Below are 16,612 nucleotides of genomic sequence, written 5' to 3' on the forward strand. Positions count from 1 at the left end.
GCTTACGCACCGGCCGCGATTTTCGGCAGTTGCCAGCCGAAGCGCACCGCCGCCATCCGCAGCGCGAAACAGCCAAGGCCGCCGAGCACGGCCGCCACGACGGGCGGACACCCGAGTCGCCTGCACGACACGACGACGACCGCGCCGAGCAGTGCCGCGCTCGCATAGATATCCGTAACCAGTACGACCGGTATCCGCGCGAGCAGCACATCGCGTACGACACCGCCCCCGCATCCGGTCACGGCGCCCATCAGCGTCGCGATGAACGGATGGACGCGGAATTCGAGCGCCTTCACCGCGCCCGCGACCGCGAACAACGCCAGGCCGGCCGCATCGAGCGTCGTGAGCAGCGACGGCGAGAACGCGGCGACCCGCGCATGAAAGACGAACGCGACCAGCCCGGACGCGAACGCGAGGGCCGGATAACGCCAGTCGCTGACGGCGCTGGGCGGCCGTGCGCCGATCAGCAGGTCGCGGATCACGCCGCCGCCGAGCGCGACGACGAGCGACAGCACCATCACGCCGAACAGGTCGAGTCCCGCGCCGATCGCCGCATTGGCGCCCTCGATCGCAAACACCGCCGTGCCCGCGAGGTCGGCGGCGAGCACGATGTGCTCGATGCGCTTCATGCGAGTGCCTGGCCGCGGTGCGGCATCGTCCGGCTGCACCCTGCGTCGAAACCTGCCGACGCGCCGTTCGGCCGCCTGCGGGCTTCCTGCCGCCATCCGGATACCTCATGCGCACTGCGGATCATGGCCGTCTCCTCGATCGGGATCGAGCAGTCTAGCGCATCGTCCGTTCACCGGCGGCCCGACCGTGCAGTGGAATGCAAAAAAGCCGGCGGAAGCAGGATGGGCGTCCTGCTTCCGCCGGCCCGGAAAGCGCGTCAGGTCTCCGGCCGAAGCCGCGAGTCTGGCGCGTCAGCGTCAATGCACGCCGAGATACGCCTTCACCGCCGGCAGACCCGGCTTGCCGTCGAGCGTCGTCACGCCGGCGAGCCACTTGTCGAGCGCCTGCGGGTTCGCCTTCAGGTACTCGGCGGCCGCCTTGTTCGGGTCTTCCTTGTTCATGATCGGCAACATCACGTGGTTCTCGATCGTCGTCGTGAACTGGAGGTTCGACACGAACTTCGCGACGTTCGGGCAGCGCTGCGCATAGTCGGGCGGCGTGGCCGTCAGCACCTTCGCTTCGCCGTAGTTCGGGCCGAACACGTCGTCTCCGCCGCTCAGGTAGTCGATCTTCATCTGCACGTTCATCGGATGCGGTTCCCAGCCGAGGAACACGATCCACTGCTTGTCGCGGATCGCACGATTCACCTCGACCAGCATCCCGGCCTCGCTCGACTCGACCATCTTGAACTTGCCGAGGCCGAACTTGTTGCCGTCGATCATCTTCTTGATCAGCAGGTTGCCGTCGTTGCCCGGCTCGATCCCGTAGATCTTGCCGTTGAGCTTGTCCGCGTACTTCTGGATGTCCGCGAACGACTTCAGGCCGCCCTGGTACACGTAGTCGGGCACCGCGAGCGTGTATTTCGCGCCGGTCAGGTTCGGCGTCGACAGCACCTTGATCGTGCCGGCCTTCGTGAACGGCTGGATGATCGGGTCCATCGTCGGCGACCAGTAGCCGAGGAACACGTCGATCTGCTTGCTCTTGATCCCGGCGAACGTGATCGGCACCGAGGCGATCGTCTTCGTCGGGTTGTAGCCGAGGCCCTGCAGCATCGTCGACGCGAGGCCCGTGGTCGCCGCGATGTCGGACCAGCCGACATCCGCGAAGCGCACGTTCTTGCATACGGGCGGATCGGCCGCATAAACGGCCGACATCGGCGCGGTTACCCCGATTCCGCACACCGCTGCGATCAATAGGCGCTTCATCTTGCTTCTCCTCAAAGTGATGTCGTTTGCTTGAATGCGGGATCGTTTATTGAAGCCGCGCGCCGCGATCCCGGCGACGTCGCGGACCGAATGTTGCGTGGCGGCGCCGTTCAGCGCCCCGGCAACCGTCTCTCGTAGCTCGGCGCATGGCCGAACTGCGCACGGTAGGCCTTGCTGAAATGACACGGCGAATGAAAGCCGCAGACCATCGTCACGCGCGCGATCGACGCGTCGGTCGTGCGCAACAGGTCACGCGCGCGCTTCAGGCGCAGCGTCAGGTAATAGTGGGTCGGCGACACGTTCAGGTACACCTTGAACATCCGCTGCAGGTGCCGCTGCGACAGCCGCACGAGCCGCGCGAGTTCCTCGAGCGACAGCGGCTCCTCGATGTTCGCCTCCATCAGCCGCACGACCTCGATCAGCTCCGCGCGCGAGAAGCCGACGCGCGCATCGACCGGAATCGGCTGCGTGTCGGTCGAACTGCGGATGCGCTCCAGGATGAACTGCTCGGACACCTGCGCGGCCAACTGCTGGCCGAAGCGCATGCCGACGAGGTTCAGCATCAGGTCGAGCGGCGCGGTGCCGCCCGTGCAGGTCAGCCGGTCGCGGTCGACGACGAACAGCTCGTCGGCGAAACCGACCTGCGGAAACTCCGAATGCAGCGCGGACAGGTTCTCCCAGTGCACGGTGCAGCGATAGCCGTCGAGCAGCCCGCTCGACATCAGTGCGTACGCGCCCGTGCAGATGCCGCCGAGCGGCAGCCCGCGCTCGGCAAGCGCCGCGAGCGTATCGCGCGCGCCCTCGTCGACCACGTCGCGGATGCGGATGCCGCCGCACACGATCATCACGTCGGGCAGGTTCTCGTAGTCGAGCGCCTGCGTGGGCCGCACCGCGATGCCGTTGCTGGCATGCGCGGGCGCGCCGTCGAGCGAGTAGATCGACCACTGGTAATGGTCGGCACGCCCGACGTAGTTCGCCATCCGAAGCACCTCGACCGCGCTCGAGAACGCGATCATCGAGAAGTTCGGCAGCGTCAGGAAGCCGAAATGGGCGAGGGACGAAACCGGTGAAACGCAGGCGGCGGGCGCCACAGCGACGGCAGACGTCACATCGGTCTCCTGGCGAGGAGGTTGCAGGGGGCCAGCCCCGCGGCTCGGGCCGCGGAAGCCGTCATCTGTTCAGGGTAAGCGGCCGGCGGGTGTACCGGCCGCCGGAGATCAGGCCTGTGCGGGCGCGGTCTTCACGCGAAAGAGCTGCTTGAGACCGGCGAACAGCGGCGCCTTCACCGTGCCCGGCGCACGGCCGAAGCTTTCGGTGATGCGGTCGAGAATGATCGCGAGCAGCACGACCGACAGACCGCTTTCGAAACCGAGGCCGATGTCGAGGCGCTGGATACTCGCGAGCACGTCGTTGCCGAGACCGCCCGCGCCGACCATCGACGCAATGATCACCATCGACAGCGCCATCATGATCGTCTGGTTCACGCCCTGCATGATCGACGGCAGCGCGTTCGGGAACTGCACCTTGTACAGCAGCTGCCAGGGCGTGCAACCGAAGGCCTGGCCGGCTTCGACGATCTCGCGGTTCACGTGGCGGATACCAAGGCTCGTCAGGCGCACCGCCGGCGGCATCGCGAAGATCACCGTCGACAGGATCCCCGGCACGCGGCCGAGACCGAACAGCATCGCGGCCGGAATCAGGTAGACGAAGGCCGGCATCGTCTGCATCAGGTCGAGGATCGGGCGCACGATCGCGGCGACCCACTTGCTCTTCGCGGCCCAGATGCCGAGCGGGATGCCGAGCACGAGGCTGATGATCGTCGACGACAGCGTGAGGCCGAGCGTGATGATGGTCTGATCCCAGAAGCCGGTGGCAAAGATCAGCAGCAGCGACGCGGTGGTGAACAGCGCGAAGCGCCAGCCCACCCGCCACAGTCCGACGCCGATGAAGATCGCCATCATCAGCCACATCGGGATCGCCTGCAGGCCATGCTCGACGAATGCGGCGAGCCCCTCGATCGCTTGACCGATCGCGTCGAACGTCTTCGCGTCGTGGTCGAGCAGGTAGTGAACGGACTGGTCGACCCAGGTACCGAGCGGAATCATTTCAGACATGGGAACCTCGCGAACGCGTGATGGCTTTCAGGATGAGCGCACGATCGACCGAGCCGCAGTAGCAGCCGTCGTCGTCCACGACGGGCAGCGCATTCGGGCTCGCGACCACACGTGCGACGACATGTTCGAGCGACGCGTCGTGCCGGATGCTTTCGATCGGCCGCACCGACGGCGTGTCCTGGCCGATCGCTTCGCGCGTGACGAAGCCGCGGATCTTGCGCTGGGCGTCGAGCACGAACGCATAGTCGGCACTGCCGTTCAGCGTCGCCGCGACGTTCGCGGCATCGCACTTCGACACGATCGGCACGGCGCCCGTCTGCATCAGATCGCCGGCCGTCAGGTAGCGGCTCGTGTCGATGCCGTCGAAGAACGCGCGGACGTAATCGTCGGCCGGGTTCGCGATGATGTCCTGCGGCGTGCCGACCTGCACGAGCCGGCCGCCTTCCATGATCGCGATGCGGTTGCCGATGCGCAGCGCTTCCTCCAGATCGTGCGACACGAACATGATCGTGCGGCGCTGTTCCTTCTGCAGTTGCAGCAACACGTCCTGCATTTCGCGGCGCTTGAGCGGATCGAGCGCGGAGAACGCCTCGTCCATGATCATCAGCGACGGGTTCACGGCCAGCGCGCGGGCCAGGCCGACGCGCTGCTGCATCCCGCCCGACAGCTCGGACGGCAGCTTGTGCGAGAACGGCGCGAGGCCGACCTGCTCGAGCACTTCCATCGCCCGGCGCTCACGCTCCTTCTTGCCGACGCCGGCGACCTCCAGGCCGAATGCGGCATTCGACACCACGGTGCGATGCGGCATCAGCGCGAACGACTGGAACACCATGCTCATGTCCTTGCGGCGCAGCGCGGTCAGCGCCGAGCGGCGCGCCGATGCGACGTCGAGCCCGTCGATCATCACCTTGCCGGCGCTTGGATCGACCAGCCGGTTCACGAGGCGAATCAACGTGGACTTGCCGGAGCCGGACAGGCCCATCAGCACAAAAATTTCGCCTTCCTGCACATCGAAGGAGACGTTGTGCACGCCGACGACCTGACCGGTGCGCTTGAGCACATCGTCTTTCGTCGCGCCGGCGGCGAGCATGTCGAGCGCCTGCTGCGGGTTGCTTCCAAACACCTTGCACAGACCTTCGACCACGACCTTGGGGGCATCCATCGAAACCTTCTCCTCGTGTAGCGGGGACTCGCGCTTGTCATAGCGTGCCTACATAGTTGCCAGAAAAAACCCCGACCTGCCGACGAATTACGACAAACGCTTGCGCAAATACGACACACCCTCCAGCCCCGCCTGGCGGGCCGCGCCGCGCGGCGGCACCCGATTGCGGCGGTGCAATACGCGCACACCCAGCAACGACGGGCATCCCCCGCCGGACTTGTGCGCAGCAGCGCGGCACGCATCGCATGAGTTTTTGCGCCAACGCGCCTCGGCCGCGCGTCGCTTTGCGACAAATCCGCGTCCGATCCGGCGGCGCTCTGTTCAGACGAAAACACCCATCGCATTCACCGGTAAAAAGCACGACCGTGCAAAAAGCCGCGCGACGACACCGGACGGCGCACGCCGCGATACCGCGCCCACCCCGGAAATCCGCGACGGTCCGCTGTGTTACATTCCCCGCAAGCACGTTGAGCGCGACGTCGCCGCGGGCCTTTCGCACGAGAGGCCACCCACGCGGCACGCGCCTGCCGGTTCGCCTGCCGGCCGTGCTGAAACCGCCTCGATCCGGTGCGATCCGCGATCGAAGGACGATAACGATAGCGAGAGGGAGCAAGGCGTTGAACTGGGCATTCGCCGTAATCGGTTTCGTCGTGGGCGGCATCGCCGCCTTGATCGGGGATTTCTCGGCCGCGAGCGGTGCGCTGCTCGGAGCCGCCGCCGGGTTCGCCATCGGTCGCGCACTTCAGCAACGCCATCCCAGGAACACGCCCGCCGCTCGGGATGCGTTCGCGCTGTCCGCGACATCGCCCTCCGCGCCCTTGCCGCTCGCCGATCGCGTCGCGCGCCTCGAGGCGACCGTCGACACGCTCACGCGCGAACTCGACTCGCTGCGCGCCCAACTGGCCGGCGCGAAGGCCGGTGCGGCGACCGCCGGAAGCGTCGCGCAAACGGTGCCGGCCGGTGCGGCAACCGCGCCGCCGTGGACGCCCGTCCCGCCACCGCCGGTACAGTCCGCACAACCTGCCGCCGCACGAGCAGACACATCGGCCGCCGCCTCGATCCCGGCGCCTGCCGCGACGCCCGCGCCGGCCACCGCGGCGCGTCCGGCCGTACCCGCGTCGGCTCCCGTCGGCCCGACGGCAAGTCCCGCCGCCGCACCCGCCCGCCCTGCCCCGCCCGCGCCGCGCGAACCCGGCCTCGTCGACCGCGCATTCGGCGCCGCGCGCGACTGGCTGCTCGGCGGCAACACGGTCGTGCGCGTCGGCATCATCGTGCTGTTCTTCGGCGTCGCGTTCCTGCTCAAGTACGCGGCCGACAACAACATGCTGCCGATCGAATTCCGCCTCGCGGGCACCGCGCTCGCCGCGGCCGCGTTGCTCGCGATCGGCTGGCGCGTGCGCGCACGCCGCGCCGCGTACGGCCTCGTGCTGCAAGGCGGCGGCATCGGCATCCTGTACCTGACGATCTTCGCCGCGACCAAGCTTTACGCGCTGCTTCCGGTCGGCGCCGCGTTTCCGCTGATGGTCGCGGTCTGCGCGCTGAGCGCGTTCCTCGCGGTGCGGCAGAACGCGCTGCCGCTCGCGTTCATGGGCAGCGCGGGCGGCTTCCTCGCACCGGTGCTGCTGTCGACGGGCCAGGGCAACCACGTCGCGCTGTTCAGCTACTACGCGCTGCTGAACGCGGGCATCTTCGCGATCGCGTGGTTCAAGGCATGGCGTCCGCTGAACCTGCTCGGCTTCGTCTTCACGTTCACGATCGGCTCGGCCTGGGGCGTGACGGCCTACCGTCCCGCGCTGTTCGCGAGCACCGAACCGTTCCTGATCCTGTTCTTCCTGATGTATGTCGGCATCGCGCTGCTGTATGCGCTGAAACGCGAAATCGCGTTGCGGCACTACGTGGACGGCACGCTCGTGTTCGGCACGCCGATCGTCGCGACCGCGCTGCAGGCGTCGCTCGTGAAAGGCATGCCGTTCGGGCTCGCATGGAGCGCGGTCGCGCTGTCGGCGTTCTACGTTGCGGTCGCGGCCTGGCTCGCGCGGCGCCGCGACCGCCTCGGGCTGCTGTTCGAATCGATGCTCGCGCTCGCGGTGATCTTCGCGACGCTGGCCGTGCCGCTCGCGTTTTCGGGGCCGACAACGAGCGCCGCGTGGGCGATCGAAGGCGCGGCCATCGTGTGGCTCGGCGTGCGCCAGAAGCGTCTGCTGCCGTTCGGCTTCGGGTTGTTGATGCAGATCGCCGCGGCCGGCGCGTTCTTCACGAGCCTGCTCGGGCCGGCCGACGCCACCGCGCTGCCGGTGCTCAACAGCCCGTACATCGCGATGCTGCTGATCGCGCTCGCCGGGCTGTTCACCGGCTGGTGGCTGCACGGGCGCGACGAAGCGCGCGCGTGGCACGCGTGGATGCCGGAAATCGGCGTCGCGGCCGCTGCATGGGGGCTGCTGTGGTGGGTCAGCGGCGGGCTGCACGAGATCCTCGTCCATGCAAGCCGCCACGTCGATCTGCATGCCGACCGCTTCGTCGTCGACACGACCGCGCTGTTCGCGGCCGGCACCGCGTGGCTCGCGCACGTCGCGCGCCGCAAGCTCGCGTGGCCGTTCGCCGAATGGCCCGCGCTCGCGCTCACGCCGGTGCTGGCGCTGCTCGCGCTGCGCGCGTTCGATGCGCATGAAGCCCCGCTGTCGGGTATCGGCGCATTCGCGTGGCCCGTTGCCGTCGGCGCGGGGCTTGCATTGCTGTGGCGGCAGGCGCGCGGCCCGGCTCGCGCCGATGCCGGGAGCGGCACGGTGCCATCGATTGCCGCCGGCATCGTCGCGCCGCTGCATACGCTGATGTTCTGGACCCTGTGCGGGCTGCTGTCGCTCGAAGGCTTCTGGCGCCTGCGCGCGTTCGTCCCCGAAGGCGCATGGAGCTGGAGCGCATGGGCATACGGCTTCGGCGCGCTGCTCCTGCTCGTGTCGGGCCCCGGCGCGCGGCTGCGCTGGCCGGTCGCGGCGTTCCCGCGCGCGTACCAGGTGTGGGGCGCCGCGCCGCTCGCCGCGCTGCTGTGGTTATGGAGCATCGCGAGCACGGTCAGCGACGGCAGCGCGGCCCCCCTCTTCTGGCTGCCGCTGCTCAATCCGCTCGACATCGCGCAGTGTCTCGTCTTCGTCGCGTTCGCCGCGTGGCTGCGCCGCCTGAAAGCGCTCGGCATCGCGTGGCATCCGCGCGTGGTCGACTATGCGGCGATCGCGACCGTGTTCCTGTGGTTCAACGCGCTGATGCTGCGCACGCTGCATCACCGCTTCCACACCGGTTACGACCTCGACACCGTGCTGTCGTCGTTCGGCATCCAGCAGGTGTTCATGGTCGGCTGGAGCCTGTTCGCGTCCGCCGGGATGTGGCTGACGCGCCGCGACGGCATCGCCCGTATCTGCGCATTCGCGTCGCTGCCGCTGATCGTCGTGATGTGGATGTGGACCTTCTATGCGAACTTCACGCAGGACGGCGGAAGCTGGGCGCGCGTGCCGCTCTTCAACCCGCTCGATCTCGTGCTAGCAGTCGTCTATGCGCTCGCCGCGTCGTGGTTCATCCGCGCGCGCAAGCTCGGCGGGTCGTTCGGCAAGTATCGCGTCGCGCTGCTGAGCGCGGCCGGCGCCACCGCGTTCCTGTGGCTGAACGCGATCCTGCTGCGCACGCTGCATCACTGGGCAGGCGTGCCGTACGAATTCGGCGCGATGGCGGAATCGACGCTCGTGCAGGCCTCGGTATCCGTGTACTGGACGCTCTGCGCGCTCGCGATCGCGATCTGGGCCACGCGCCGCGGGCTGCGTCCGCTGTGGTTCGTCGGCGCCGCGCTGCTCGCGCTCACGGTCATCAAGCTGTTCCTGTTCGACCTGTCGCACGTGACCGGCATCGAGCGCATCGTGTCGTTCATCGGCATCGGCGTGCTGCTGCTGTTGATCGGCTATTTCTCGCCGCTGCCGCCGAAAGCCGCCACACAACAGGACGAGCAGCCATGAAGCGACTCGCCGCCCTGCTCGGACTGGGCCTGCTCGCGTCGTTCGCGGCGGCCGACGGCATGCCGGACGTCGCACGCGTGACACAACGCTTCGCGCTCGACCTCGACGGCAGCGCCGCGTATTACCAGCTCACCGTGCCGCAGCTCGTGTATGCGGCGAGCCGGCGCGACGATCTCGGCGACGTGCGCATCTTCAACGGTGCGGGCGAACCGGTGCCGTATTCGCTCGACGCCCCCGTCGCGGCCGCGCTCGCGGTACCACCGACGCGCACGCCGGTGCACTGGTTTCCGCTGCCGCCGGCCCGCACCGACAACGGCGGCGCGCCGCTCGGCGTGACGGTCGGCCCGGACGGCGCGCTGCGCGCGGCAAGCACCGCGCCGGCGCGCACGAAACATGGCGCCGATCTCGTCGACCTGTCGCATACGGACGGCACCATCGACGCGCTGCTCGTGCATGTGGGCGACGACCGCTACCAGGGACGTGTCGCGATCGAAGCGAGCGACGACCTGCGCAGCTGGTGGTCGCTCGGCAGCACGCAACTGCTGAAAGTCGGCCACGGCGACGACATGCTGGTGCAGGAGCGCATCGCACTCGAAGGCGCGGCGCCCCGCTACCTGCGGCTGGACTGGCTCGACGACGCACCCGCGATCGCGTCGATCGACGTCGAGACGCATCCGCGTGACGCTCGCGGAACCGACACCGCATCCGTGCCGCGTCAGTGGCGCGAGGCCGTACGCGTGCGTGCCGGCGGTACGGCCGGCGAGTATCTGTTCGACACCGATGGCGCCTATCCGGTCGATCGCGTGCGCATCGACCTGCCGCAACCGAATACGGTTGCGCGCGCGACGTTGCAGAGCCGCTCCGACGCGCAGGCGCCGTGGCGCGACGTCGCGGGCGCCGTGCTGTTCCGGCTGCAGGGCAAGGCCGGCGAGCAGCGCAATCCGCCGCTCGAGTTCGCGGCGAATACGGACCGTGCATGGCGCATCGTCGTCGACATGCGTAACGGCGGGTTCGGCGGCGGGCAGCCGGCCGTCGCGATCGGCTGGCATCCGGCCGCGCTGACCTTCGTCGCGCGCGGCACGCCGCCGTTTACGCTCGGTGTCGGCGACGCGTCGCTCGTGTCGTCGGCGGTGAGCCGCGAGGCGCTGCTGGTCGGCATGGCGCCCGAAGTGCGGCCCGCACGGGTCGGCGCGGCACTGCCGGTATCGGCGGTCGCGCCGGCGCCCGCCGATACCGACGCGACTCGCCGCTTCGTGCTGTGGGGCGCGCTGGTCGTCGCGGTCGGCGTGCTCGGCACGATCGCGTGGCGACTCGCGAAAGGCGGCGGCGACTCGCGCGGCCGCGACGCGTGACGCCGCGCGTCTTTATGCAGCGTTTATTAGGCACGCCCGTTTCTTTCGACGCTCGCAACGCGTAACTGCGTACAGTCGTCGCATCGGAACCACGACGCGACGACATGCAGGAAACCTATCCATTGCACGACCGGCCGGCACTGCGCACGCGTCCGTGCCCGACGCTGCCGTTGAAACGGCTTGCGCTGCTTTTCCCGTTCGCGCTGTCGGTCGCGCTGCCCGCGCACGCCGACGACGCGCCGGCCGTGCCCGTGACCGCCGCCAGCACGCCCGCCGCGTCGCCGTCGCCCACCCTCGACACGATCGTCACCGCACTGCGCAACCGCTTTCACGTCGCGTATGCCGAAGCCTGCACGATCGCGCGCGCGGTGCAGACCGAATCGGACCGCTACGGGCTCGCACCGGCGCTGCTGCTCGCGATCATCGCGGTCGAATCGGGCTTCGATCGCCACGCGACCAGCGTCGCGGGTGCGCGCGGGCTGATGCAGGTGCTGCCCGCCGCGCACCGCGACCTCGTCGCGCATGTGAAAGACCTGTCCGATCCGGCAACCAACGTGCGGATCGGTGCGGCGATCTTCCGCGGCTATCTCGACGATGCGGACGGCGACATCGAAACCGCGCTCGTGCGCTACAACGGCGGCACGAAACGCTATGCGCAGCGCGTCGCGCTGCGCGTGCAGCAATTCGATGCTCAATTGCGCCGGTCGAACGGCACCCCGGCCGATGCACTGCGGACGGCCGCTAATCCCTGAACGCGACGCGCGACACCAGGGGGCGCCGAAAGCGTCTTCGCGGCCCCGCCGTGTTTCGCGCTGTGCGGTAATGCAGCCGGCGCTTCGACCTGGATGAACAGCGCGGCGCTCCGAGCAAGCGTCGGCGGGATGCTGCCGACGTACGTGCAAAACATCACCGGATGGCGGAACAGCGCACGCGGCGCGAGTCATGTCACATGAGCCACATGAGCGAGAGGCATGGTGGGCGTCCTCTTGCCGGTGCGTCGCGCGACGGCTGCCTGCGTGCAACCGCACGAGCCGCGTCCGGGTTCCATACGACCATCTTATGAAGGTTCGCGTGAAGACCGCGGCAAAGGATCACGCCAGCGCATAAAAAGCGCGTAAACGTCCGTTCGCCGCGACGCGGCGGGGGTGTATCGAGGGCCGTACACGAGCGGGAGCGCCACACTCCGCTCACGTGACGCCTACGCGGCAAAAACCGGAAAGGGAGCCGGGGCGCGGCGCTCAGCCGAACGTGTAGCGCCCGTGCTGGCGCGGCCGCCACGGCGACGAGCGGCAGCTTGCGGCGCCGGCCGCACGACGCGCGGCCCAGCCCGCGCCGCGGCGCACGTGCAGATCGCGCCGGGCCACCGCGGCCACGCGCGACGGCAACCCATACGCAAGACGCCGCACGGCCGCGACCCGTGCGGCCAGCCGCGACACCGGCGACACACGCCGCGCAACGTGCGCGACGGGCCGCTTGCAGAGAATCGCGCTGTCGTAGCGCTTGCCGGCAAAACGCATCACGTCGACGACCTCGAAGCCCTGCGCGCCGTAGAACGCCAGCAAGTGCGCGGCGGGATGCGGCGTATCCAGTGCGAGCAGCGTGTAGCCGCGCAACGCGGCCCACTGCTCCGCGAACGACAGCAGCAACGCGCCGATCCCGCGGCTTTGACAATCGGGGTCCACCGCCACCTGGCGCACGCTCGCGACGCCTTCGCGCCGGTACAGCGAGCATGCCGAGGACGGATCGGTCGCATACAGCGTCGCGGTGCCGACGACGCGCCCGCCACGGACGGCGACGTAGCACTCGCCGGCTTCCGCGCGGCGGCGCGTGACGTCCTCGTCCTGATCGACGCACGTGCAGTTCAGCCCCATCGCGCCGAGCCGCGCGAAGGCGCGATGCAGCATCGGCGTGAGTTGCGCATAGCTGTCGAATGCCGGATCGAAACGCCGTACGACCACCCGGTCGGCGCTCACGAAAGGCGGCGCGACGGAAGGACGTTCGGCGATCGCGTTCCAGGGTATCGACATGGCCATGCTCCGTGATGGGGATGCCCGAAGTCTATGAGCGCGCCAGCCGCTGTCGCAAGAAAAAATGTCGTAAAAGTTTGGGGAAGCGGGCGTGGCGGACGCGATGAAAACGGTACGTCCCGCAACACCGCACGTGTCGTTGCAAACCCCTGAAATCACACCGATCGTTGTTCGCGCAAGCACCCCGTCACGCGGCGATATCGATGCCGGGCACGCATGCCGTTGACACGTGCGGCGACGCGCTCCAGACTCGCTGCTCCCATACCGCAATGCGAGTGTTCATGGTCACCTGCTTCCTTCGCTACGTCATCGATCCGTACAAGCTCGCCGAGTTCGAAACCTACGGCAAGATGTGGATTCCGCTCGTCGAAAAGTTCGGCGGCACGCATCACGGCTACTTCCTGCCGTCCGAAGGCGCGAACGACATCGCGCTCGCGATGTTCTCGTTCCCGAGTCTCGCCGAATACGAGCGCTACCGTGAACGCTCGATGGAGGATCCGGCCTGCCAGGCCGCGTTCCGCTACGCGGAGGAAACGCGCTGCATCGTCCGCTATGAGCGCAGCTTCTTCCGGCCGGTATTCGAATAACGCGTCACGACCGAAAGCATCGCGCCCCGTTTTCCGGCCATCCTCGATGAACCAAAAAAAAGCCCCGCCTGCATCCGCGCGGCGGGGCCAACCCATGTCAGTAGAGACATCATGGAGGAGACGGATTCATCTTATCGACCTTGGCGCACCGTCCCAACCAAGCATTTCTGCTATCGATTTGCGCGGCCTCGCACACGTTTGCCCCGTCGCGCGGCATATCGATAGAACGAAAAGTCGTTTTCAGAGTGGCGGCGGGGTCGTTACCATCTGGTTTTAAGCCTGTGCTTAGCCGGGCAAGCCATCCCCCAGGAGCGCCCCTTGACTGCATTCGATCAACACCGCCGCCCGTTCGTCGTCGGTATCGGCGGCACCACCCGAGCCGCGTCGTCCACCGAACGCGCGCTGACGTTCGCGCTGCGCGGTGCACAGGCTGCCGGCGCACGAACGCGCCTGTTCGACGGCCCGTTCCTGCATACGCTGCCGCACTACGCCCCCGAACACAAAACGCTGACCGACGCGCAGCGCGAACTGATCGACGCCGTGCGCCAGGCCGACGCGATCATCATCGCGACGCCCGGCTATCACGGCGGCGTCTCCGGTCTCGTGAAGAACGCGCTCGACACGCTCGAGGAACTGCGCGCCGACGAACGCCCCTATCTCGACGGCCGCGCGGTCGGCCTGATCGTCACCGCTTACGGCTGGCAGGCGGCCGGCACCGTGCTCACGTCGGTGCGGTCGATCGTCCATGCGCTGCGCGGCTGGCCGACGCCGTTCGGCGCGACCGTGAACACGCTCGAAACACGCTTCGAAAGCGCCGACGACTGCTCGGATCCGAAAGTCGCCGCGCAGCTCGAGACGGTCGGCGCGCAAGCGGCCGAGTTTGCGCTCGCCTTCGCATCGCATCGGGCGGCGTCGCACGCGGCATCGGTCGATGCGCTCGCCCCCGTGCTGAAGATCGCCAACCAGTAATCTCCGCCGCCTTACGTCGCGCGCGCCCGGCCGACAAGGTTCGACGGGCGCGCGCGGCGCGTTTTCCGATGCGCGACCGCCGGCCGCGCACGCCGTCGTCTCCCCTGCGTCGCCCTTCCCCCGCGTCCCCCCTCGATAACGATTCGGCCTGCCGCGTGATTAGCATTGGCCGAAAGATTGGTTCACGGCGCCGGCAGGTTTTCGTACGCTGAAAGTCCGAACTTTCTCCGCGCATGCCATGAACCGTACGATCCGCTACAAGGGCTATGAAGTCGCTCCCGCCGCTGCCCGGTTGCCGAACGGGCTGTTCGCCGCCAACCTGACGATCGAGCGGGCGAGCGGCGGGCCGTCGCCGCGCTCCGTGTCGTTCGATGCAATCGATTTCTTCTTCGAGGAGGAGCACGCGCTCGCCTATGCGTCGCGCTGGGGCCGCCTCTGGGTCGACACCAACGCGTGACGTCCGCCGGGCCGGCGTGCACATGGCCACTCGAAAATACGCGATTACGGAAGCTGTGCAAGAATCTTTCGATCCGCAATCGCATAACAATAGCCATGAGTGACACGCTGCAGGAAGAGCACGCAGCCGCAGATCACGCAATGCGCAACTGGACCTTCGAGAGGCAAGGTCCGGTCCGGATCGGTTCCGATGCGCACATGCAGATGTTCTGCCGCATGCTGCTCGACACACACAATCCGTACAAGCCGGCCGTGATCGACTGGCCGCCGCTCAAGCCCGACGAACTTCGGCGGCTCACGTCGCTGCCGATCTGGGACATCGCGGTGCAAACCGAAGGCCGTGCGTCGATCCGCGTCGCGACCTACGCGGCGACGGTCGGCGATCCGCTGCTGCGCCGCGCGCTCGAGATGGACGGCAACGAGGAAGCCCGCCACAAGGTCGTGCTGTCGAAGCTCGTCGAGGCTTACGGCATCCGGCTCGCGCCGGAGCCGCCCTACCCGGCGCCGACCGATCCCGAATGGTCGTGGATGATGACGGGCTTCAGCGAATGCATCGACAGCTTCTTCGCATTCGGCCTGTTCCGCTCCGCGCAGCGCTCCGGTTATTTCCCGCCCGAGCTCGTCGACACCTTCGAGCCCGTGATCCAGGAAGAAGGCCGCCATATCCTGTTCTTCGTGAACTGGTATGCGTGGTACTGGCGCACGATGCCGTGGTGGCGCCGGCCGTGGTTCTTCGCGCGTGTCGCGGCGGTGTGGGTGCAATTGATTCGCGACCGCATGAACATCGCGCGCGGCATCGATGCGAATGGCGCCGCGCGCGACGCGAACTTCCCGGCGACCGGCACCGCGGATATCGGCGACGCGCTGAACCCGCGCGAGCTGATCGAGCTGTGTCTGGCCGAGAACGACCGGCGGATGGCCGGGTACGACGAGCGCCTGCTGCGCCCGATGTTCGTGCCGCGCATGGCGCGGTTCGCGCTGCGGTTTCTGAAGAAGTAAGACCGGAGGATTGCCCGGTTGCCGGGTCCGGCAACCGGCGATCGCCGCGTCTGCGGAACACCGTCACAGGCACGCTCGAGGTTCGCAAATGCCGCCCCTCGGCCGGCACTCGCTACCGCTACGACCGAATCGCTTTCAGGCCCTGCATTTTCTTGACATGCGTCGTCACGCCAACGTACGTTATGTTGCGCGATGACAGGCCGGCGCTGGCCGTACCGGGGATGTCGCCGCACGCGTCGCGACAGGGCTGACGGTTCGTGAGTCAGGCCATGGCGCGGCCGGATCGTCAAGCCCCCCCTATACTACTCAGGATTCCAAATGAAATCGATTTCCCATGCCGTGGCCGGGATCGTCCTTGCCGGCGCCGCCGGCACCACATTCGCCGCCGGCTCCTCCATCTCGTTGCAATGCAGTTCGCCCTCCGGTGGCCAATGCACCGCCACCGGCACGACAACGCCTTTGAACATCCCGTCGACGAACCTTGTCTTCATGTGGCAAGGCCGCAATATCACGATGACTCCAATCGACGCGCATACGGTCAACGTTCAGTGCCTGACCAATCAGGCCGGGTTGCTGACCGCGCTGGCCGGATCGAGTGCGACGCAGGGGCCGTCCGCCACCGTGGCCATCGACTGTACGCCCGCAGTGAGACCGTGACGGCGGCCACGCTCGTTCGGCAAGTCGGCATGTAGACACAAAGGATCGCCCGTGCTTCCGGGACGGGGCACGGCATCGAACCCGCGTTGTTCCGCCTTGGCCAGCAGTTGTCGGTTTGAAGCTTCGACGCGTCGAGCGCGCGTAGCCGCCATCTGTCGCGTCCCCGACACAGGTGTACCCGCCCTTTTTTATGCGGCACACGGGCCAATTGTCACCCCTGATCTGACAATTTGGGGGGCCCTGCCGACATGCCCTGCCGGCGCGTTCAACAATCTGTCGTTACCCGACAGGAGACCGCCACAGGGCGGCCTCCCGCCGATTGTCCCGCCCATCCCGCTCCACTTACACGCCGATATCGTCAATAGGACAAATCCGAAAAAGAATGCTTGGGCGCTGATCAATTGCTCCGTAGCACTT

At 67.7% G+C, this 16,612-nt stretch carries 13 protein-coding genes and 1 pseudogene; 8 read left to right on the plus strand and 6 right to left on the minus strand.

What is annotated here, in order from left to right; translation table 11 throughout:
- Nucleotides 1-2 precede the first annotated feature (2 nt).
- From VXM69_RS13345 to VXM69_RS13365, 5 genes and pseudogenes are all read right to left on the minus strand, one after another.
- Nucleotides 3-629, minus strand: coding sequence for a trimeric intracellular cation channel family protein (locus VXM69_RS13345; RefSeq protein WP_069705524.1), 627 nt, complete (start codon nucleotides 627-629; stop codon nucleotides 3-5).
- Nucleotides 630-926: 297 nt separating this feature from the next.
- Nucleotides 927-1,874: a choline ABC transporter substrate-binding protein gene (locus tag VXM69_RS13350; protein WP_034186006.1), complete on the minus strand. Its 948-nt coding sequence runs from the start codon at nucleotides 1,872-1,874 to the stop codon at nucleotides 927-929.
- A 110-nt stretch (nucleotides 1,875-1,984) separates the two neighbouring features.
- A complete protein-coding gene (locus VXM69_RS13355) occupies nucleotides 1,985-2,983 on the minus strand; it encodes a GlxA family transcriptional regulator (protein WP_059556943.1) in 999 nt (332 codons plus the stop codon).
- Between the two features lie 108 nt (nucleotides 2,984-3,091).
- Complete coding sequence (gene choW, locus VXM69_RS13360) at nucleotides 3,092-3,988, minus strand: choline ABC transporter permease subunit (protein WP_034186004.1); 897 nt, start codon at nucleotides 3,986-3,988, stop codon at nucleotides 3,092-3,094.
- A pseudogene (locus VXM69_RS13365) lies at nucleotides 3,981-5,272 on the minus strand (glycine betaine/L-proline ABC transporter ATP-binding protein); the annotation flags it as partial. The pseudogene VXM69_RS13365 and the gene choW, both read right to left, overlap by 8 nt.
- Nucleotides 5,273-5,767: 495 nt before the next feature.
- Between VXM69_RS13365 and VXM69_RS13370 the strand changes: the two are divergent.
- From VXM69_RS13370 to VXM69_RS13380, 3 genes are all read left to right on the plus strand, one after another.
- Nucleotides 5,768-9,148 (plus strand): DUF2339 domain-containing protein, encoded by a 3,381-nt coding sequence (locus tag VXM69_RS13370; RefSeq protein ID WP_367188739.1) that lies wholly within the window; start codon nucleotides 5,768-5,770, stop codon nucleotides 9,146-9,148.
- On the plus strand, nucleotides 9,145-10,500 hold the full coding sequence (locus VXM69_RS13375; RefSeq protein ID WP_367188740.1) for a DUF3999 domain-containing protein: 1,356 nt from the start codon (nucleotides 9,145-9,147) through the stop codon (nucleotides 10,498-10,500). Before VXM69_RS13370 ends, VXM69_RS13375 begins: the two co-directional genes overlap by 4 nt.
- A gap of 104 nt (nucleotides 10,501-10,604) precedes the next feature.
- Nucleotides 10,605-11,252, plus strand: coding sequence for a lytic transglycosylase domain-containing protein (locus tag VXM69_RS13380; protein WP_367188741.1), 648 nt, complete (start codon nucleotides 10,605-10,607; stop codon nucleotides 11,250-11,252).
- Nucleotides 11,253-11,738: 486 nt separating this feature from the next.
- Here the strand turns inward: VXM69_RS13380 and VXM69_RS13385 are convergent, their stop codons facing one another.
- Nucleotides 11,739-12,527, minus strand: coding sequence for a GNAT family N-acetyltransferase (locus VXM69_RS13385; protein ID WP_049028849.1), 789 nt, complete (start codon nucleotides 12,525-12,527; stop codon nucleotides 11,739-11,741).
- Between the two features lie 281 nt (nucleotides 12,528-12,808).
- Between VXM69_RS13385 and VXM69_RS13390 the strand changes: the two genes are divergently transcribed.
- From VXM69_RS13390 to VXM69_RS13410, 5 genes are all read left to right on the plus strand, one after another.
- Nucleotides 12,809-13,114, plus strand: a complete 306-nt coding sequence (locus VXM69_RS13390; RefSeq protein ID WP_049028850.1) for an NIPSNAP family protein — start codon at nucleotides 12,809-12,811, stop codon at nucleotides 13,112-13,114.
- A 318-nt stretch (nucleotides 13,115-13,432) separates the two neighbouring features.
- Nucleotides 13,433-14,083, plus strand: a complete 651-nt coding sequence (locus VXM69_RS13395) for an NADPH-dependent FMN reductase (protein WP_034185998.1) — start codon at nucleotides 13,433-13,435, stop codon at nucleotides 14,081-14,083.
- Between the two features lie 238 nt (nucleotides 14,084-14,321).
- On the plus strand, nucleotides 14,322-14,540 hold the full coding sequence (locus VXM69_RS13400) for a hypothetical protein (protein ID WP_006480563.1): 219 nt from the start codon (nucleotides 14,322-14,324) through the stop codon (nucleotides 14,538-14,540).
- A 95-nt stretch (nucleotides 14,541-14,635) separates the two neighbouring features.
- Nucleotides 14,636-15,538 carry a hypothetical protein gene (locus VXM69_RS13405; RefSeq protein WP_034185997.1) on the plus strand — a complete coding sequence of 301 codons (903 nt, stop codon included), beginning with the start codon at nucleotides 14,636-14,638 and terminating at the stop codon, nucleotides 15,536-15,538.
- 318 nt (nucleotides 15,539-15,856) lie between these two features.
- A complete protein-coding gene (locus VXM69_RS13410; RefSeq protein WP_034185996.1) occupies nucleotides 15,857-16,195 on the plus strand; it encodes a hypothetical protein in 339 nt (112 codons plus the stop codon).
- Nucleotides 16,196-16,612 lie beyond the last annotated feature (417 nt).

Origin of the sequence: Burkholderia sp. Ed8, assembly GCF_040761425.1 — a bacterium.
GTDB classification, from domain to species: Bacteria; Pseudomonadota; Gammaproteobacteria; order Burkholderiales; family Burkholderiaceae; genus Burkholderia; species Burkholderia seminalis.